Genomic DNA, 19,510 nt, shown 5'->3' with positions numbered 1-19,510 from the left:
AAGCTTGACTTCGCCAGACACGAACCGATACTGCGATCAGAGCGTCGATCTCATTCAATCAGATCGAAGTGCGCTCTGAATTGAGTTTCAAAGGAGTTTTATGCGCAGACGTTCATCGCGACCGTTTTAACGGATTTGAACCCGCCCGTACGGCGGAACTCTTGTGCATACTCAAAACTCTGGAAGACCATGAAAAATCATGACGTGATAATCCGCGCCTATCAGGCATCGGACAAGCCATCCCTGTCGTCCATCTGGTATCGCGCCTCCTTGGAGGCCCATTCCTTTCTCGGAGGAGATCGGCTTCAAGACCAGCGCAAACTCATCGAAGACGTCTATCTCGAGAAGGCAGAAACATGGGTTGCCACGATCAATGACAGGCCGATTGGCTTTATCGGCCTGCTCGATAGTTTTATCGGCGGGCTGTTTGTCGATCCTGACGTTCAAGGCTGCGGAACAGGGCGAATTCTGATCCGCCATGCATTGGCATTGAAAGGCGAGCTATCGCTTGAAGTTTATGCCGACAATGAGCGGGCATGTCGTTTCTACAGCCGTCTCGGCTTCAAGATAACCAGTCAGCGATCGGAAGACGATGAAGGCCTTCCCTTTCGCAACATCCAGATGGAACTGAAAGGCTGATAAGCGAGCGGGGCGAAAAATCGCCCCGCCTCCACCTCGGAATATCACCAGGCAGGCGCCACCGATCCCTTGAACGTCGTGGCGATGAATTCCTTCACTTCATCGCTGTGGTAGGATGAGATCAGGGTTTTCACCCAGTCGGCATCCTTATCGGTGGTGCGAACGACGAGAATATTGACGTAAGGCGCTTTCTCGCCTTCCCGCACCAGCGGATCGGTTGCCGGGTTCAAGCCAGCTTCCATGGCATAGTTGGTGTTGATGACGGCCGCATCGACGTCTTCCATCGAACGCGGAAGCTGTGCCGCATCGAGTTCAACGAATTTGAGGTTCTTCGGGTTTTCAACGATATCGAGGGCACTGACCTTCAGCCCCTTGGCCGGGTCGATTTTGATGATGCCGTTTTCAGCAAGAACCAGCAAAGCGCGACCACCATTGGTCGGATCATTGGGGATCGCAATTGTCGCGCCGTCGGCCAACTCCGAAATATTCTTCAGCTTCTTTGAATACAGCCCCATCGGAAAGTTGACCGTCTCGGCAACGCTCACAATGTCGAAGCCACGATCGGCAACCTGATTGTCGAGATAGGGCTTATGCTGGAAGGAGTTGGCTTCCAGTGCGCCATCCGCAAGCGCCATGTTCGGGATGACATAATCCGAGAATTCCTGAATATCGATTTCAAGACCGTTCTTCTCGGCGACTTCCTTCACCTTTTCCATGATCTGGGCGTGCGGCCCCGGCGTCACTCCGATCCGGATGGTCTTTGCAAAGGCGCTGCCAGCGGTGAACACGGCGAGAATGGTCGCGGCGACAAGTAGCTTACGCATGATATCTCCTTCGAATGTGCTCCGGCCAGGCTTGGGAGGCGATTCAGCCGGGGGTGCAGAACTTTATCCCTTTTCAGCCCCATACGGTCCAATAGGCAACAAAAAAGCGGCCATGGCCGCTTTCTTTTCATGTCCAACTAAAAGGAGCGCTCGTTACTGGCTCTTGCGGCGCAGGCGAACGATAATATCCACGTTCACGATTTCCATGCCATGCGGCGCATCCGGCATGTTGGCAACCGTAGGCTGACCTCTTTCGCCGTGTGGAATATCGAACACGACATTTTCCCCTTCGAGGAAGAAATGCTGGTGATCCGAGATATTCGTATCGAAATAGGTCTTCGAGCCTTCAACCGCGATGATACGCAGCATACCGGCTTCCGTGAACTGGTGCAGCGTGTTGTAGACCGTCGCCAGAGACACCGGCACGTCGGCCATCACGGCCTCTTCGTGCAGGTCTTCTGCAGACAGATGGCGATCGCCCTGGGCGAAGATCAGGCTCGCAAGCGCAACGCGCTGCCGCGTCGGACGCAGGCCCGCGCGGCGGAGCTGCTCTTCCATCGAGACCGTCGAGTGGGTATGTGAAGACTGCATATTCACCGTTGGTTCCGTCACAAGCTTGTTGCAAAATCATCAATCGTCAAACGGGCTGTTGCCCATTGCATACTGACATTGATATATGCCGTTGCGAAATAAGTATCAATAGGCTTGGGAATTGGCCGGTTTTTCGGATAAACCCCCCAAATAACTCAATGCATGATTTTACTGCCGGAAACAGTCTGTGGTAGGGATGTTCCGGTGAAACCTACAACCGGGCCGGATTGCCGGTCGATACAGAATGAACCTCAAGGGAGGCGTAATGGCAGAACAGAAATCAAGCTATGGGTATGAAGAACTCCTGGCCTGCGCACGCGGCGAGATGTTCGGCCCCGGCAATGCTCAGCTTCCCCTGCCTCCGATGCTGATGGTCCATCGCATCACCGATATTTCCGAAACCGGTGGTGAGTTCGACAAGGGCTATATCCGCGCCGAGTATGATGTGCGCCCCGATGACTGGTATTTCCCGTGTCATTTCATGGGCAATCCGATCATGCCGGGCTGCCTCGGTCTTGATGGCATGTGGCAGCTGACCGGTTTCTTCCTCGGCTGGCTCGGCGAGCCGGGTCGCGGCATGGCTCTCTCCACCGGTGAAGTGAAGTTCAAGGGCATGGTGCGTCCGCATACCAAGCTTCTCGAATATGGCATCGATTTCAAGCGCGTCATGCGTGGCCGCCTTGTGCTCGGCACGGCTGACGGCTGGCTGAAAGCCGATGGCGAAACCATCTACCGGGCGTCTGACCTGCGCGTCGGCCTGTCGAAGGACAGCGAGGGCCAGTAAGGCACCTCAATCACCATCATCCACGAGCGCGACTGCAAAAAAGTGAACAGTTTTCATGCGGCCGCGCTCAAAACATGCGAAGATCGCACCTATGTAACCGCGAACAGGCGGCAGTCCGCATGACGGACACGTCGCTCACGGATCAGGTGTAAAGGAGAACGCGATGCGGCGTGTGGTCGTAACGGGTATGGGGATCGTATCCTCGATTGGTAACAACACCGAAGAGGTCACGGCTTCGCTGCGTGAAGCAAAGTCCGGCATCTCCCGCGCTGAGGAATATGCCGAGCTTGGCTTCCGTTGTCAGGTGCACGGCGCTCCGAATATCGACGTCGAAGCACTGGTCGATCGTCGCGCGATGCGCTTCCATGGCCGTGGCACGGCCTGGAACCATATTGCGATGGATCAGGCCATTGCGGATGCGGGGCTTTCCGAAGAGGAGGTCTCCAACGACCGCACCGGCATCATCATGGGTTCCGGCGGTCCATCGACCCGCACCATCGTCGATTCTGCCGACATCACCCGCGAAAAAGGCCCAAAGCGCGTCGGCCCGTTTGCCGTGCCAAAAGCCATGAGCTCGACGGCTTCCGCGACGCTTGCGACCTTCTTCAAGATCAAGGGCATCAACTATTCGATTTCTTCGGCCTGCGCGACTTCCAACCATTGCATCGGCAATGCGTTCGAAATGATCCAGTATGGCAAGCAGGACCGCATGTTCGCAGGCGGCTGCGAAGACCTCGACTGGACGCTTTCGGTCCTGTTCGACGCCATGGGCGCCATGTCGAGCAAGTATAACGACACGCCATCCACTGCATCGCGTGCCTATGACAAGAATCGCGACGGCTTCGTCATTGCTGGCGGTGCTGGCGTGCTGGTGCTGGAAGACCTCGAAACCGCACTGGCCCGCGGCGCCAAGATTTACGGCGAAATCGTCGGCTATGGCGCGACGTCCGACGGTTACGACATGGTCGCCCCGTCCGGCGAAGGCGCGATCCGCTGCATGAAGATGGCCCTTTCGACCGTCGAGGGCAAAATCGACTATATCAATCCACACGCCACCTCGACGCCAGCAGGCGACGCCCCGGAAATCGATGCGATCCGTCAGGTCTTCGGCTCAGGCGACGCCTGCCCGCCGATTGCTGCGACCAAGTCGCTGACCGGCCACTCGCTCGGTGCAACCGGTGTGCAGGAAGCGATCTACTCGCTTCTGATGATGCACAACAATTTCATTTGCGAAAGCGCACATATCGAAGAACTGGACCCTGCCTTCGCGGACATGCCTATCGTTCGCAAGCGCATTGACAACGCTCAGCTCAATACCGTGCTCTCCAACTCCTTCGGATTTGGCGGCACCAATGCGACGCTGGTTTTCCAGCGCTATCAGGGCTGAGGGAGAGGGAAAATATGGAAGGTTTGATGAAAGGCAAACGCGGCCTCATCATGGGGGTCGCGAATAATCACTCACTCGCTTGGGGAATTTCAAAGCAACTCGCAGCACAGGGCGCCGAACTAGCCTTCACCTATCAAGGTGATGCACTCGGCAAGCGCGTAAAGCCGCTGGCCGAACAGGTCGGCTCCGATTTCGTACTGCCTTGCGATGTTGAAGATATCGAGTCGGTCGATGCGGTCTTTGCCGAAGTCGAAAAGAAGTGGGGCAAGCTCGATTTCATCGTTCACGCCATCGGCTTCTCCGACAAGACCGAACTGAAGGGTCGCTACGCAGACGTCACCACGCGCGAAAATTTCAGCCGCACAATGGTGATTTCCGCCTACTCCTTCACGGAAATGGCACAGCGCGCTGAAAAACTCATGAAGGACGGCGGCTCGATCCTGACGCTGACCTATGGCGGTTCCACGCGCACCATCCCGAACTATAACGTCATGGGCGTTGCCAAGGCCGCGCTTGAAGCCATGGTGCGTTATCTTGCTGCCGATTACGGCCCGCAGGGCATCCGCGTCAACGCCATTTCGGCCGGTCCGGTGCGTACGCTTGCCGGTGCCGGTATTGGCGACGCCCGCGCAATCTTCAGCTATCAGCGCCGTAACTCGCCGCTGCGCCGTACCGTCGACATCGATGATGTCGGCAAATCGGCGGTCTATCTGCTGTCTGATCTCTCGAGCGGTGTCACCGGTGAAGTCCATTATGTGGATTCCGGCTACAACATCGTCTCCATGCCGACGCTTGAAGAGCTGAAAAGCTCTGACGCGGAGCGCGGTGAATAAGCCAAGCCATCTTATAAAAAGGCCGCCTTCTGGGCGGCCTTTTTATTTATTTCTTCGCATCGAAGATTTTGAAACCGTTCGCCTCTTCGAGAAGAGTCACATTCTTGAACAGTCCTTTGAGCGTCGTCTCATAAGGCAATTGCCGGTTTGCGACCATAAGCAGACGCCCGCCCGGCTTCAGGCGTGACGCGGCAGCGGCAATGAACGCCTGACCAAGCGAAACATCCGTCACCCGCCCCTCATGGAACGGTGGGTTCATAATCACGGTGTCGTAGATGCCTGCCATCTTTTCACTCGTCACATCGAACCAGTTGAAGCTGATCGGCACTGATGCACCAAGCCGCTCCAGATTGCCGCGCGCCGCTTCCAGCGCCTCATAATCGGCTTCATAGAGATCGATAGACTTGATGCGATCCGCAAACTTCAAGCATTGCGCCGCAAGATAGCCCCAACCGGCGCCAAGATCGGCGACGTTACCAAAAACAATCTTTTCCATATGCGGCACGAGCAGCGCCGAACCCTTATCGATAACACCGTGCGAGAACATGCCGGGTTCTGTGCGGAACACATCGTCAATATCGGTCGCAAGCGGCTTCAGAGCCGCGATGAATTCATCGGTGAGGTCGGCTGGTCGTCTGAACCAGAACGCCACGGCATGGTTCTTCGACATGCGGTCGCTGATCTCGGCGATATTGCTGGCCCATTTTCGAAAACTGTCAATGCCGAGCTTCTTGTCGCCTGACACGGCAATCCACCCACCGGGCTCAACACGCGCCAGGAGCTCCGCAAACCACGCCTCATTGCGCCCGCGATGTTTTCCGAGCAGCAGTAGCCCGCCGGAAAAACGCTTCTCCTCGCCCAATCTGGGAACTGTCTTGAAGCCCTCCTTTTCCAGCACCAGCCAATCGGGGCGCCAAGGCTGCAGGAAGGTCAGCGCCTGTTTCCATTCGTCCTCAAGACGCCGATCCGCAGAAAGACCACACGCAAGAAAGGATTGCCCCTCTTCGGGCATATCCAGAATGTCCTGATCGAAGGGGAGAAAGAGTGTCTGTTGTGCCGGTGTAATCATGACTCATCCATGGTCTTGAATTGATTCCCATGCAACAAAAAAGCGCGCCACAAGAGCGCGCTTTCGATTGATTTACAGTAGCAGAAACGCTTATTCAGCGTCGGCTTCTGCCTTCTTTTCAGCAACAACTTCCTTGCCGGTTTCCTGATCGACAACCTTCATCGACAGGCGAACCTTGCCACGTTCGTCAAAGCCCATGAGCTTGACCCAGACCTTCTGGCCTTCCTTGACCACGTCAGTGGTCTTGGCAACGCGGTCGGAAGCCAGCTGCGAAATGTGAACCAGACCATCGCGTGGACCAAAGAAGTTTACGAAAGCGCCAAAGTCAGCGGTCTTGACGACCGTACCTTCGTAGATTTCGCCAACTTCCGGTTCGGCAACAATCGAGTGGATCCACTTCTTGGCGGCTGCGATTTCCTTGCCGTTCGACGAAGCGATCTTCACCGTACCGTCGTCTTCGATGTTGATCTTGGCGCCGGTCTTTTCCACGATTTCGCGGATAACCTTGCCGCCCGAACCGATAACGTCACGGATCTTGTCGGTCGGAATGTTCATCACTTCGATGCGCGGAGCGAATTCGCCGAGTTCGTCACGCGACGTGGACAGAGCCTTCGCCATTTCGCCGAGAATGTGGACGCGACCGCCCTTGGCCTGCTCCAGAGCGACCTTCATGATCTCTTCGGTGATACCGTCGATCTTGATGTCCATCTGAAGTGCGGTGATGCCGTTGTCAGTACCGGCTACCTTGAAGTCCATGTCGCCGAGGTGATCTTCGTCGCCGAGGATGTCGGACAGGACAGCATAACGGTCGCCTTCCTTGATCAGGCCCATGGCGATACCGGCAACCGGACGTGCGAGCGGAACGCCTGCGTCCATCAGAGCCAGCGAGGTGCCGCAAACAGTCGCCATCGAGGACGAACCGTTGGATTCGGTGATCTCGGAAACCGAACGGATCGTGTAAGGGAACTGGTCGGCAGCAGGCAGCATCGGGTGGATGGCGCGCCATGCGAGCTTGCCATGACCAACTTCACGACGGCCTGGCGAACCCATACGACCGGTTTCACCGACCGAGTATGGCGGGAAGTTGTAATGCAGCATGAAGGATTCTTTGTAGGTGCCGGTCAGGGCATCGATCATCTGCTCGTCTTCGCCGGTGCCGAGCGTGGCAACAACGATGGCCTGCGTTTCGCCACGGGTGAACAGCGCCGAACCGTGGGTGCGCGGCAGAAGGCCAACTTCCGAAACGATTGCACGAACGGTCTTCAGATCGCGGCCGTCAATGCGGCTGCCGGTGTCCAGAATGTTCCAGCGAACAATCTTGGCCTGCAGATGCTTGAAAATGGTCGCGAACTGCTCAGGCGACATTTCCGGCTCTTCAACGCCTTCCGGGAAGAAGTGAGCCTTCGCCTTGGCTTTTGCAGCGTCAACAGCAACGTAACGGGCCTGCTTTTCGGTGATCTTGTAAGCGTCGCGCAGGTCGTTTTCGATAACGGCGAGCACCTTGGCTTCGAGATCCGACAGATCTTCCGGCTGGAAATCACGTGGTTCCTTGGCAGCAACTTCAGCGAGCTTGATGATCGCGTCGATTACCGGCTGGAAGCCCTTCTGGCCGAAAACAACGGCGCCGAGCATGACCTCTTCGGAAAGTTCCTGCGCTTCCGATTCGACCATCAGCACTGCGTCGGCAGTACCGGCAACAACCAGATCGAGCTTCGATTCCGGCATTTCGTCGATATTCGGGTTCAGGACGTATTCGCCGTTGATGTAGCCAACGCGCGCGCCGCCGATCGGACCCATGAAAGGAACGCCGGAAATGGTCAGTGCTGCGGAAGCTGCAACCATCGACAGAACGTCGGGGTTGTTTTCGAGGTCGTGCTGAACAACAGTTAGAACAACCTGCGTGTCATTCTTGTAGCCATCAACGAAGAGCGGGCGGATCGGACGGTCGATCAGACGCGAAACGAGGGTTTCGTTTTCGCTCGGACGGCCTTCACGCTTGAAGTAACCACCAGGGATCTTGCCAGCGGCATAGGTCTTTTCCTGATAGTTGACAGTGAGCGGGAAGAAATCCTGGCCCGGCTTCGGCTCCTTGGCAGAAACGACAGTCGCCAAGACAACGGTTTCGCCATAGGTTGCGAGAACTGCACCGTCAGCCTGACGTGCGATCTTGCCGGTTTCGAGCGTAAGCGGACGACCGCCCCATTCGATTTCTACTTTATGGGTATTGAACATATCTTGTCCTCATGTGGTGATGCCGCGCAAAAGCGCCTGAAGGCATCGCCTCGGTTGGCGGACGGGCCACGGGCAAGACAACGGGAAGTTCGTTATGTGTCAGAACATTCGCTCCCGAATATCCTCTGACACGAACTGCCTGCAATCCTGCCCCATGACTGGTCCAGGTCATGAGCCTTTTGGCTCTTCATCGGCATGACGGAATGCACCCGGTGCGTCGTTTCATGCCAGCGGGCATTCGCCCGATAGAGCGGATGCACTCACATATGTTCGCGCTTCCGCTCTATCTGTTTGGTTTTACGCATGTCTTTGTCCCAAAACCGGTTCCCACTTTTGGGAGACATGCTCAAGTGTCGCATTTTATCTGTAAGCGGCTATCCGCACGACAAAATGCCGAATAAATCAAATGGGCGACGTTTTGAGACGTCGCCCGATTTTACCGTTAGCGGCGCAGGCCGAGACGGCCGATCAGCGCCTGGTAACGTGCCTGGTCGATGCCCTTGACGTAGTCAAGAAGGCGACGACGCTGCGAAACCAGCTTCAGGAGGCCGCGACGCGAATGATTGTCATTCTTGTGGCCCTTGAAGTGTTCGGTGAGGTTGGCGATACGCTCGGAAAGAACGGCAACCTGTACTTCAGGAGAACCGGTGTCGCCTTCCTTGGTGGCGTATTCCTTGATAAGTGCTTGCTTGCGCTCAGCAGTAATCGACATCGTAACACCCTTTCTAGATGAGAGGAAAACCAGACGCCCGGGCCGGGATGTCGTCCAGCGCGGGCCATTTACACGATCTGACATGCTTTTACGCATGATCGATGAAGGGGCATATAGTGCAAAATTGGCGGGAACGCCAGTCTCAATTCAATTTGCCGCCTTATCGCGATCTTCTGACGAAACGTCAGCCCGTTGTGAAAACGCGCTTCGGTTTGAACTGTCCATGCTCGATGTAACCGATGGCGAGCAGTTTTCCGCGTGTCGTGACACAGGCTTCGTCTGCTTCCAGAGGCGCATCGCGTCCGCGCAGGATCACCGGATTGCCAAGACGCACGCGTTGCGCCTGATCGTCGGTAAGCGGCACCTGCGGCAGACAATCGAGAGCAGCTCCCGTATCGATGACCAATGCATCAATCGCCGAAAAGTCGCGACGCGGAGCGGGTTCGACGACATTGCCATCCTCATCCTTGGGCGGAAGCGGCGGCCAAGCCTGTTCAAGTTCTGCCAGTGTTACAGCGTCTTCTTCCGTGAACGGCGCAACTTCGATGCGGCGCAGCTCTGAAATGTGTCCGTAGCAACCGAGATCCCGGCCCATATCGCGTGCGAGAGAGCGCACATAGGTGCCCTTGGAGCATTCGACCTCGAACTCGGTGCGATCAGCATCCGGAATACCAACGATCTCCAGACGGTCAATCTCGACTTCACGGGAAGGTATCTCGACCGTCTCGCCTTCGCGGGCAAGATCGTAAGCGCGCTCGCCATCGATCTTGATGGCGGAAAACTGCGGTGGAACCTGCGAAATGACACCGGTGTAGTTCGGCAGCAATGCCTCGACATCGGCGCGCGACGGGCGATTATCCGAGGTCTTGGTGGCAACACCTTCCAGATCGTCCGTTGAGCGTTCCTCGCCCCAGCTTACCGTGAAACGGTAGATCTTGGTTCCATCCATGACATAAGGCACGGTTTTGGTGGCCTCACCCAGCGCTATGGGCAACATGCCGGAAGCAAGCGGATCAAGCGTACCGGCATGACCGGCTTTTTCGGCGTTGAACAGCCACTTGATCTTCGAGACCGCCTCGGTCGATCCCATCCCTTTCGGCTTATCGAAAATAACCCAGCCGGATATCGGACGACCTTTTTTCTTGCCCCGTCTTGCCATGCTTTATTCGTCTCCATTGCGGGAAGCCTTGTCTGCCTCCCGGTCTTCTTCATCGTCATGCCCAAGATCGCGGGCGACTTCCGGCGAGCGGAGCAGCGCATCGATCTTGGAAAAATTGTCAAAGCTCGTATCGGCCCGGAAGCGGAATTCCGGCATGTATTTCATCTGGCTGAGGCTTGGCGCCATGCGACCACGAATGAACTTTGCGTTTGCAGCCAGCGCCTTGATAACCGCTTGCGTGTCGGCGTTACCAAGCGGGGTGATGAAACAGGTCGCAATCTTGAGATCGGGCGACATCCGCACTTCCGAGACGGAAATCACGGTGTGGGCGATAAGATCGTCGCGAATTTCACCGCGTTGAAGCACCTGCGCCAATGCGTGGCGCACCTGCTCGCCCACGCGAAGCTGGCGCTGGGAAAGGCCGCCTGAGCCTTTTGGATCTGGAGAACGTGCCATGGCTATATCCTCGATAAACAGCCGCCAATCGGCATCCAGCCGCGAAGGACTGTCCGACAACATGACTACAAATTGGCAGGCGTAATAATACGCAACTTACCACAATCCAGCTGGGAGTCAGACCCTCTGGACCGGATAATGAAAAGCCGGGCCACCTCTCGGCAGCCCGGCGGGATAGTACTTAAAGTGTGCGCGAAACGTGTTCGACTCGGAAGGCTTCGATAACGTCGCCTGCGCGAATGTCGTCGTAGTTCTCGAACGCCATACCGCATTCCTGACCGGCCGGAACTTCCGACACTTCGTCCTTGAAACGCTTGAGCGTCTTGAGCTTACCTTCGTGAATAACCACGTTGTCGCGGATGAGGCGGACGCCTGCACCACGCTCGACCTTGCCTTCGGTGACACGGCAACCGGCAACCTTGCCGACCTTGGTGATGTTGAAGACTTCGAGAATCTCGGCATTGCCGAGGAAGGTTTCGCGGCGTTCCGGCGACAGGAGACCCGACATCGCTGCCTTAACGTCATCGATCAAATCATAGATGATGTTGTAGTAGCGGATTTCGATGCCCTGCTGATCAGCTGCGTCACGTGCCTGCTTGTTGGCGCGGACGTTGAAGCCGATGATCGCAGCGTTGGAGGCTTCGGCCAGCGACACGTCGCTTTCCGTGATACCACCGGCGCCCGAATGCACGATACGTGCACGCACTTCGTCGGTGCCGAGCTTGTCCAGCGCATTGGTGATGGCTTCGATAGAACCCTGCACGTCGCCCTTGATGACGAGTGGGAATTCCTTCGTGCCCGACACCTGGAGCTGGTTCATCATCTGCTCGAGCGAACCACGCGCACCGGACTGGCGAGCAACGGCCTTGTCGCGTGCCAGACGCTGACGGTACTCGGCAATTTCGCGCGCCTTGGCTTCGTTGGCAACCACGGCAAAGCGGTCACCGGCCTGCGGCGTGCCCTGAAGGCCGAGGACTTCCACCGGCATCGCAGGACCGGCTTCCTTCACATGCTCGCCACGGTCGTTGACCAGTGCGCGCACGCGGCCCCATTCGCTACCGGCGACGAGGATGTCACCCGGATGCAGCGTACCCGTCTGAACCAGAACGGTTGCAACCGAACCACGGCCACGATCGAGCTGGGCTTCGACGACAACGCCTTCAGCCGTACGCGACGGATCAGCCTTGAGATCAAGAATTTCAGCCTGCAACAGAATTGCTTCAAGCAGTTTGTCGAGGTTGAGCTTGTTCTTGGCCGACACTTCGACGTCGAGAACTTCACCGCCCATCGATTCCACAAAGACGTCATGCTGCAACAGAGCAGTACGAACCTTCTGCGGATCGGCAGCCGGCTTGTCGATCTTGTTGATCGCCACGATGATCGGAACACCTGCCGCCTTGGCATGGTTGATCGATTCAATCGTCTGAGGCATCACGCTGTCATCGGCAGCCACCACGAGGATGGCAATGTCGGTCGCCTGCGCACCACGGGCACGCATTGCAGTAAAGGCAGCGTGGCCCGGCGTATCGATGAAGGTGATCTTCTGGCCGTTCTGCTCGACCTGATAAGCACCGATATGCTGGGTGATGCCACCGGCTTCGCCCGAAACAACATTGGCGTGACGGATCGCATCAAGCAGCGAGGTCTTGCCGTGATCGACGTGACCCATAATGGTCACGACCGGAGGACGGGAAACCAGCGCAGCCTCGTTGTCGGCAACACCGAAGATGCCTTCTTCAACGTCCGATTCCGCAACGCGCTTGACGGTATGGCCGAATTCTTCAGCAATGAGCTGCGCCATATCGGCATCGATCACGTCGCCCGGCTTCATCATCTGGCCCTGCTTCATCAGGTACTTGATGATATCGACCGAACGTTCGGTCATGCGCTGCGCAAGTTCCTGAAGCGTAATGGTTTCAGGAATGGTCACTTCACGCGAAATCTTTTCGCGTGTTTCCTGCATCTGCGAACGCTTGAACTTTTCCTGACGACGACGCATCGCCGAAAGCGAACGCGAACGACCTTCATCCTCAAGATTGCTGGAGATGGTCAGCTTGCCACGACGGCGATCATCTTCGGTCTTGACCACTTTTGGCGCGCGAACTTCCGGCTTGGCCGGAGCACCGCGACGGGCAGCAGTCAGGCCACCGCCACGACGGTCGTCATCGTCAGATGCGACAGTCTTGCGAAGCTGGCTCTGCGGAAGCGGCTTGCCCGGGATTGGGGCAGCGTCGGCAAGGCTTGGCGCAGCCGGGCGCGGACCACCCTGCTGCGGACGGCCACCTTGCGGCGGACGATTGCCCTGAGGACGACCGGCCTGCTGCGGGCGATTGCCCTGCGGTGCCGGGCGCGCATCGTCGCGACGCTCGGTACGGGCTTCCGGCTGCGGCATACGCTTGGCAGCCTCTTCCTCGGCCTTGCGGCGGGCATCGGCCTCGGCCTTGAGGCGAGCTTCCTCTTCCGCCTGACGACGGGCAGATTCTTCACGCTCCTTGGCGCGGCGGGCATCTTCCTCGGCGCGACGCTTGGCTTCCTCGACAGCGCGTGCGCGTTCCTCAACTTCACGGACCTGCGCTTCTTCGAGCGCACGGCGACGTGCATCCATTTCGGAGCGCGACAGCGTGTTCAACACCATGCCGGAGCGGTCGGACGGGCGCGGACGCTGTGCCTGCTGGCCGCCGGGACGCTGCTGTGCCGGGCGCTGCTGTGCGACATGCGGCTTCGTTACCGGAGCAGCAGGGGCTGCTGGCTTCGGTGCCGGGGCGGCTGGTGCTGGCGCACGCACTACCGGCGCGGCTTGTGCAGGCTGCGCGGCTTGTGCCGGTGCAGGAGTAGATGCCGCAGGCGCGGGAGCAGCAGGTGCCGGAGCTGCTGGCTTCGGCGCCGCTGCCTCGACTTCCGGCTTCTCGTCAGGCCGCGAGAATTTGCGCTTTTTCGTTTCAACGACGACAGCCTTCGTGCGGCCGTGGCTGAAATTCTGGCGCACGGTGCTCTGCTCGACGCCCGGCCGCTTCATGGTCAGCGTCTTCTTCGTATTAACGCTCAGCGTCTTGTCGTCGTTCGTTTTATCGCTCATTACGTTTCCGTTTCCTTCGCGGCTCCGGCCGCTCTACTCGAGCTTTATCCAACGTGACCGGGTCATGTTGGATAAAACTCCAGTCATCCGCCTCAACGCGCAATCCGATCCGGGGTCTGCCAGGCCCCTCCAAAATTGCGCTCTAATCCGGGTCCGATGCGCTTTCACCGCGATAGCGATGCAACATAAGCGCCCGCTTTACGAACCCGGCCGCCGCCTTTCCTTCAAGTACGGCTGCATGTATCACATTTCCGCCCCCAAATGCCAAATCCATTTCTTCCCCCGTAAAAAGAGTGAAAGAAGGGATTTCCGGACCATCCAGATGCACCACGGCACGGCGAGCCTGATCGAGCTTGCGTACGCCGTCGGCGGCGGCTTCCTTTGCGTGCAACACCATGGCGGCTGTCCCGGTGCGGATCGCCTGATCCACCTTGGTCGAGCCAGATACCACAGCTCCGGCCTTGCGAGCCAACGCGAGGCTGCCAAGGGCAGATTTCGTCAGCAACTGGTCCACCAGCGCGCCAAGATCCGCCTGCGGCGTTACACCTTCCTTCAGCGCCCGCGCAAAAAGCTTGCGCTTGACTGCTTCATCCACCAGACGGCGCTCGGCCTTGACCCAGCACCCCCTGCCCGGCAGAGTTCTTTTCAAGTCCGGCACCACGGAACCGTCGGGACCGGCCACAAAACGGATCAGATCATCGGCAGAACCGCTTTCGCGCGTGACGATACAGGTTCTGTCATTCATATCCTGCTCCACGCGAACTCCAGTCTTGCCATATTGCGGTCTGCCCGCACGTCGGACGTAACGCGGGCGCTGTACCAGAGCATAAGCCCCACCACAACCCGGAACATGTCCGAAACCTGAACTGGCCAATCAATTCGAATGAATGACGACCATTTTTCAGGGATGAATTGCAAGAGCCGCATAGCTTACGCCTGAATTACACCAGACGTAAGAAGCCATGCGGCTCTTTTTATTCCGGCCGCTTCTTAGGAAGCAGCTTCCTCTTCACCGACTTCGGCTTCTTCTTCCTGAGCCGATACCAGTTCTTCTTCCGTGATCCATCCTGCCTTCAAACGCGCAGTCAGGACCATCTGTTCCGCATCGACGCGCGAAACATCGAAGGAAGAGAAGATACCGCTATGAGCGACGGTTTCACCGTCCTTGCGTTCACGCCAGCCGACCAGATCATCGACGGCATAGCCGGCAAAGTCTTCCATCGTCTTGACGCCGTCTTCACCGACAGCCACGAGCATTGCCGTGGTGATACCCGGCAGTTCGCGCAGTTCGTCTTCGACGCCCAGTTCCTTGCGGCGATCATCCTGTTCGCTCTCGATACGATCCAGATATTCGCGAGCACGTTCCTGGATTTCGCCAGCCGTATCCTCATCGAAACCATCGATGGAAGCGATTTCGCCCGGCTCGACATAGGCCAGTTCTTCAACAGATGCGAAACCTTCGGAGGCCAGAACCTGACCAACCATCTCGTCAACGTTGAGGGCATCCATGAAGAGCGTCGAACGCTCGGTGAATTCCTTCTGGCGACGTTCGGATTCTTCGTCTTCCGTCAGGATGTCAATGTCCCAGCCGGTGAGCTGGGAAGCAAGGCGCACGTTCTGACCGCGACGACCGATTGCAAGTGATAGTTGGTCATTCGGAACGACAACTTCAATACGTTCAGCATCTTCATCGAGAACAACCTTGGCAACTTCAGCTGGCTGAAGCGCGTTGACGATGAAGGAAGCAGCGTCCGGCGACCACGGAATGATGTCGATCTTTTCACCCTGCAGTTCGCCCACAACGGCCTGAACGCGGGAGCCACGCATACCGACGCAGGCGCCGACCGGATCGATGGACGCATCACGCGACACGACCGCAATCTTGGCGCGGGAACCCGGATCGCGGGCAACCGACTTGATTTCGATGATGCCGTCATAGATTTCCGGCACTTCCATGGTGAAGAGCTTCGCCATGAAGGACGGATGGGTACGCGACAGGAAAATCTGCGGGCCGCGCTGTTCGCGGCGCACGTCGTAGACATAGGCGCGGATGCGGTCACCATAACGGAAAGCTTCACGCGGGATCAGCTCATCGCGGCGCACGATGGCTTCGCCACGACCGAGATCGACAATCACATTGCCATATTCGACGCGCTTGACGGTGCCGTTGACGATCTCACCAACGCGATCCTTGTATTCGTCATACTGGCGGTCACGCTCGGCTTCGCGCACTTTCTGCACGATGACCTGCTTTGCCGACTGGGCAGCAATACGGCCGAAATCCATCGGCGGCAGCTGATCGGCGATGAAGTCGCCGACCTGTGCGTCCGGGTTGCGATCGCGCGCGGTGAAGAGCGAAATCTGCGTCGCGTAATCCTCGACATGCTCGACGACTTCGAGCAGACGCTGCAGCTTGATCTCGCCGGACTTCGCATTGATGTCCGCGCGGATGTTGCTTTCCTGGCCGTAACGCGAACGCGCCGCCTTCTGGATCGCATCGGCCATGGCCGCAAGAACGATCTCGCGGTCGATCGACTTCTCGCGTGCGACCGCATCGGCGATCTGCAGAAGCTCCAGCCTGTTAGCACTGACTGCCATTGGACTCTCCTTGGTGTCGCACCCGGCTCCTCTAGATGCCGGACGCCAGAAACTTATTCTTTATCTTCAGCTTCGCCCGATGCGGTTTCATCGGACTGCTCGCCCGCTTCTTCGCTACCGAGGTCGTCACCGGGAATGCGGCCTTCGCGCAGGGCCTTGTCCTTGCGGAGCGCATCGCGGATCAGGTCATCGGTCAGCACGAGGCGTGCATCAGAAATCAGATCGAATGGAATGCGCACGACAGGTTCGCTGCCGTAGGAAATCTGGTCGCTTTCGATCACGACCGATTCCGCATCCCCCAGGACGATGCGGCCGCGGAATTTCTTGCGGCCTTCGTGCACGACGGAGGTTTCCACCTTTGCGATGTGACCGGCCCAATCGGCAAAGTCCGACTTGCGAACCAGCGGGCGGTCGATACCGGGAGACGAAATCTCCAGATGGTATTTTCCACTGATGGGATCTTCCACGTCGAGAACCGGGGCAACCGTACGGCTGACCAGTTCGCAATCATCGACCGTCATCGTGCCATCGGGACGTTCGGCCATGATCTGCAAGGTCTGGCCATTGAGCCCCGAAAGGCGCACGCGTACCAACCGAAAGCCCAGCGTATTGATGACGGGCTCGATGATGGAAGCCACTTTCGCATCAATACCCGTCTCGCGAATGATGCGTTCATCCGCGCCTGCTGCGAGCGTTTCTGCTTCGTTTTCCTGAACCTGTTCCGTCAACCTAAAAACCTTTCAAAAGGCCGGAAAGCCCCTTCAAGTTAGCCGTAAGTAACAAAAAAGAGCGGGACCGGGTGGACCCACTCTTGTTCAAACGACCAAGAATTTGAGACTTATATACCAGCGGAAGCGGATTTTTTCAAGACCGCTTCTGCTGTTCGATTCATTCCGTTCACTGCTGGTAGCTTCAACGACGGGTGAAGGTCAGATAGGCTGCACGGCGTCCTTCGCGAAAAGCCTTTGCCTCATAGCGCGTGCCAGGCCAGCCTTCATAGGCGTCGTTCCAGTCGGACGGGCCTTCTGCCTGCCAGTCGAATGCAGGATGACGGCGACAATGCTGGAGCGTCCAGTTGACATAATGTTCAATGTCGGAAGCAAACCGGAATTTCGCGCCGGGTTTCAGGACACGGGCGAAGCGGTCGAGATTGGCATCGCTGACAAAACGGCGCTTCCAGTGGCGACGCTTGTGCCATGGGTCGGGATAGAAGAGATCGATACCCGACAAGGAGGCGTCGGGCAGCCAGTCCAGAACCGCCGTCGCATCCTCGTCGTAGAGACGCAGGTTCGATCGAGGTTCGCCATCCAATGCCGCCAGCATCTTGGCCATGCCGTTGATGAAAGGCTCGACGCCAATGAAACCCGTTTGCGGATAACGGCCTGTCTCATGGTGCAGGTGCTCACCGCCGCCAAAACCGATTTCCAGACGAACTGCATCGACCTTCGCTTCAAAGAGCGTGCGCAGATCCTGTGGCGCCGGGCTTTCGACGTTGACCTTGAGGCGCGGCAGAAGATCCTCGAACAGGTTCTTCTGGTGGCTTCGCAATGGCTTGCCGTGGCGACGGCCGAAGAAATTTCCGGCACCGCGCAGAGGATGAGATTCTTCGGTCATATTTTATCCGTCGGCATCATATCGGTGTTCTATTTATTCGTTTTGACGCGCATCTAGCCCGAAAACCGTTTCACACTTTTCGGGATGCGCTCCAATAACAGAAGAGCGCGATCCAAGACCGCGCTCCTCGAAAATCGTCGGGACACATAACGCCAAGCGGCTTGCGATGCAACTTTCCGCCAGGAAAGTTACGCTACCGCGGCTTTCAGAGCCTTGGTCAGGTCCGTCTTCTCCCAGGAGAAAGAACCGTCACGGCCCGGCTTGCGGCCGAAATGACCGTAAGACGAGGTCTTGGCATAGATCGGCTTGTTGAGGTCGAGATGCTTGCGGATACCGGTCGGCGACAGGTCCATGACCTCGCGAAGCGCTTCCTCAACCGCAGATTCGGCTACCTTGCCCGTGCCATGCAGATCGACATAAACCGAAAGCGGCTGTGCCACACCGATGGCATAGGAAAGCTGGATCGTGCAGCGGTCGGCAAGACCGGCAGCAACGACGTTCTTGGCGAGATAGCGCGCGGCATAGGCGGCAGAGCGATCCACCTTGGTCGTGTCCTTGCCCGAAAATGCACCGCCGCCATGCGGAGCGGCGCCGCCATAGGTATCCACGATGATCTTGCGGCCAGTCAGACCAGCATCGCCGTCCGGTCCGCCGATGACGAACTTGCCGGTCGGATTGATGTACCAGTTGCAAGTGGCTGCGATCGGAAGCTCGCCGAGCGCATCACGGATATAGGGTTCGACAACCGAACGAACCTTTTTCGAATCCCAGCTTGCATCCAGATGCTGCGTGGACAGAACGATCTGCGTGACCTCAGCGGCCTTGCCATTCTCGTAGCGCACTGTGACCTGGCTCTTGGCGTCGGGGCCGAGTTTGCCTGCGTCGCCTTCGCCCTTGTGACGGGCTTCGGAGAGCTTTTCGAGAATCTTGTGCGAATAATAGATCGGGGCCGGCATGAGGTCGGGGGTTTCGCGGCAGGCATAACCGAACATGATGCCCTGATCGCCTGCACCTTCTTCGCCCTGACGATCGGCGGCGTTGTCCACGCCTTGCGCGATATCGGCGGACTGCGGATGCAGAAGCACGTCGATCTTCACCGTCTTCCAGTTGAAACCGTTCTGCTCGTAACCGATTTCCCGGATCGCCTTGCGGGCTGCCGAGCGGAAACGCGAAGGATTAATCAGCGGATGCCCTGCAGCATCATGGGCGACAGTGCCGTCCTTATTCTTCTTCAGGAACGTATCCGGCACGCGCACTTCGCCGGCAATGACCACCCGATTGGTGGTGGCAAGCGTTTCGCAGGCAACACGGACAGACCAGGGATCCACGCCGGTGCGGCGCGCTTCCTTATAGATCATGTCCACGATTTCATCGGAGATGCGGTCGCAAACCTTGTCCGGATGTCCTTCGGACACAGATTCGCTGGTGAAGAGATAAGAACTGCGCGACACGGGTAACCCCTCTTGAAAATCCAACGGAGAATATCTCCGCCATGGAAACACAGTAGCGCCCGGAACAGGCTTTCAGCGTTCCGGG

General features: G+C 57.6%; 17 protein-coding genes. 4 read left to right on the top strand and 13 right to left on the bottom strand.

What is annotated here, in order from left to right; genetic code table 11:
* Positions 1–189 precede the first annotated feature (189 nt).
* Positions 190–639: a GNAT family N-acetyltransferase gene (locus FG152_RS04345; protein ID WP_029926138.1), complete on the top strand. Its 450-nt coding sequence runs from the start codon at positions 190–192 to the stop codon at positions 637–639.
* A gap of 44 nt (positions 640–683) precedes the next feature.
* On the opposite strand, the gene FG152_RS04340 is transcribed toward FG152_RS04345, so the two are convergent.
* Positions 684–1,463: a MetQ/NlpA family ABC transporter substrate-binding protein gene (locus tag FG152_RS04340; RefSeq protein WP_029926147.1), complete on the bottom strand. Its 780-nt coding sequence runs from the start codon at positions 1,461–1,463 to the stop codon at positions 684–686.
* A 153-nt stretch (positions 1,464–1,616) separates the two neighbouring features.
* Complete coding sequence (irrA, locus tag FG152_RS04335; RefSeq protein ID WP_012090985.1) at positions 1,617–2,054, bottom strand: iron response transcriptional regulator IrrA; 438 nt, start codon at positions 2,052–2,054, stop codon at positions 1,617–1,619.
* Between the two features lie 265 nt (positions 2,055–2,319).
* Between irrA and fabA the strand changes: the two genes are divergently transcribed.
* From fabA to fabI, 3 genes are all read left to right on the top strand, one after another.
* A complete protein-coding gene (gene fabA, locus FG152_RS04330) occupies positions 2,320–2,838 on the top strand; it encodes a 3-hydroxyacyl-[acyl-carrier-protein] dehydratase FabA (protein WP_010657784.1) in 519 nt (172 codons plus the stop codon).
* Positions 2,839–3,001: 163 nt separating this feature from the next.
* On the top strand, positions 3,002–4,225 hold the full coding sequence (gene fabB / locus FG152_RS04325) for a beta-ketoacyl-ACP synthase I (RefSeq protein ID WP_010657783.1): 1,224 nt from the start codon (positions 3,002–3,004) through the stop codon (positions 4,223–4,225).
* A gap of 14 nt (positions 4,226–4,239) precedes the next feature.
* Positions 4,240–5,058 (top strand): enoyl-ACP reductase FabI, encoded by an 819-nt coding sequence (gene fabI / locus FG152_RS04320; RefSeq protein WP_010657782.1) that lies wholly within the window; start codon positions 4,240–4,242, stop codon positions 5,056–5,058.
* A 46-nt stretch (positions 5,059–5,104) separates the two neighbouring features.
* On the opposite strand, the gene FG152_RS04315 is transcribed toward fabI, so the two are convergent.
* From FG152_RS04315 to metK, 11 genes are all read right to left on the bottom strand, one after another.
* On the bottom strand, positions 5,105–6,127 hold the full coding sequence (locus FG152_RS04315) for a class I SAM-dependent methyltransferase (RefSeq protein ID WP_010657781.1): 1,023 nt from the start codon (positions 6,125–6,127) through the stop codon (positions 5,105–5,107).
* Between the two features lie 90 nt (positions 6,128–6,217).
* Positions 6,218–8,359: a polyribonucleotide nucleotidyltransferase gene (gene pnp, locus FG152_RS04310; protein ID WP_010657780.1), complete on the bottom strand. Its 2,142-nt coding sequence runs from the start codon at positions 8,357–8,359 to the stop codon at positions 6,218–6,220.
* A 442-nt stretch (positions 8,360–8,801) separates the two neighbouring features.
* Entirely contained in the window at positions 8,802–9,071 is a 270-nt protein-coding gene (gene rpsO, locus FG152_RS04305) for a 30S ribosomal protein S15 (RefSeq protein ID WP_010657779.1), read from the bottom strand.
* A gap of 184 nt (positions 9,072–9,255) precedes the next feature.
* Positions 9,256–10,230: a tRNA pseudouridine(55) synthase TruB gene (gene truB, locus FG152_RS04300; RefSeq protein ID WP_010657778.1), complete on the bottom strand. Its 975-nt coding sequence runs from the start codon at positions 10,228–10,230 to the stop codon at positions 9,256–9,258.
* Positions 10,231–10,233: 3 nt separating this feature from the next.
* Positions 10,234–10,686, bottom strand: a complete 453-nt coding sequence (rbfA, locus tag FG152_RS04295; protein ID WP_010657777.1) for a 30S ribosome-binding factor RbfA — start codon at positions 10,684–10,686, stop codon at positions 10,234–10,236.
* A 181-nt stretch (positions 10,687–10,867) separates the two neighbouring features.
* The gene (infB, locus tag FG152_RS04290; RefSeq protein ID WP_010657776.1) at positions 10,868–13,762 is read right to left on the bottom strand and encodes a translation initiation factor IF-2; all 2,895 of its coding nucleotides are present in this window, start codon (positions 13,760–13,762) and stop codon (positions 10,868–10,870) included.
* Between the two features lie 142 nt (positions 13,763–13,904).
* Entirely contained in the window at positions 13,905–14,519 is a 615-nt protein-coding gene (locus FG152_RS04285) for an RNA-binding protein (protein ID WP_226622371.1), read from the bottom strand.
* 233 nt (positions 14,520–14,752) lie between these two features.
* Positions 14,753–16,360 carry a transcription termination factor NusA gene (nusA, locus tag FG152_RS04280; RefSeq protein WP_010657773.1) on the bottom strand — a complete coding sequence of 536 codons (1,608 nt, stop codon included), beginning with the start codon at positions 16,358–16,360 and terminating at the stop codon, positions 14,753–14,755.
* Between the two features lie 53 nt (positions 16,361–16,413).
* Positions 16,414–17,088 carry a ribosome maturation factor RimP gene (gene rimP / locus FG152_RS04275; RefSeq protein WP_010657772.1) on the bottom strand — a complete coding sequence of 225 codons (675 nt, stop codon included), beginning with the start codon at positions 17,086–17,088 and terminating at the stop codon, positions 16,414–16,416.
* A gap of 184 nt (positions 17,089–17,272) precedes the next feature.
* The gene (gene trmB, locus FG152_RS04270) at positions 17,273–17,974 is read right to left on the bottom strand and encodes a tRNA (guanine(46)-N(7))-methyltransferase TrmB (protein ID WP_010657771.1); all 702 of its coding nucleotides are present in this window, start codon (positions 17,972–17,974) and stop codon (positions 17,273–17,275) included.
* 188 nt (positions 17,975–18,162) lie between these two features.
* A complete protein-coding gene (gene metK / locus FG152_RS04265; RefSeq protein WP_010657770.1) occupies positions 18,163–19,425 on the bottom strand; it encodes a methionine adenosyltransferase in 1,263 nt (420 codons plus the stop codon).
* Positions 19,426–19,510: the final 85 nt, after the last annotated feature.

It is taken from the genome of Ochrobactrum sp. XJ1, from assembly GCF_024701725.1.
Taxonomy (GTDB): Bacteria; Pseudomonadota; Alphaproteobacteria; order Rhizobiales; family Rhizobiaceae; genus Brucella; species Brucella anthropi.
The sequence above is the reverse complement of the archived record's forward strand: the minus strand, read 5'-3'. Positions and strand labels throughout refer to the sequence as shown.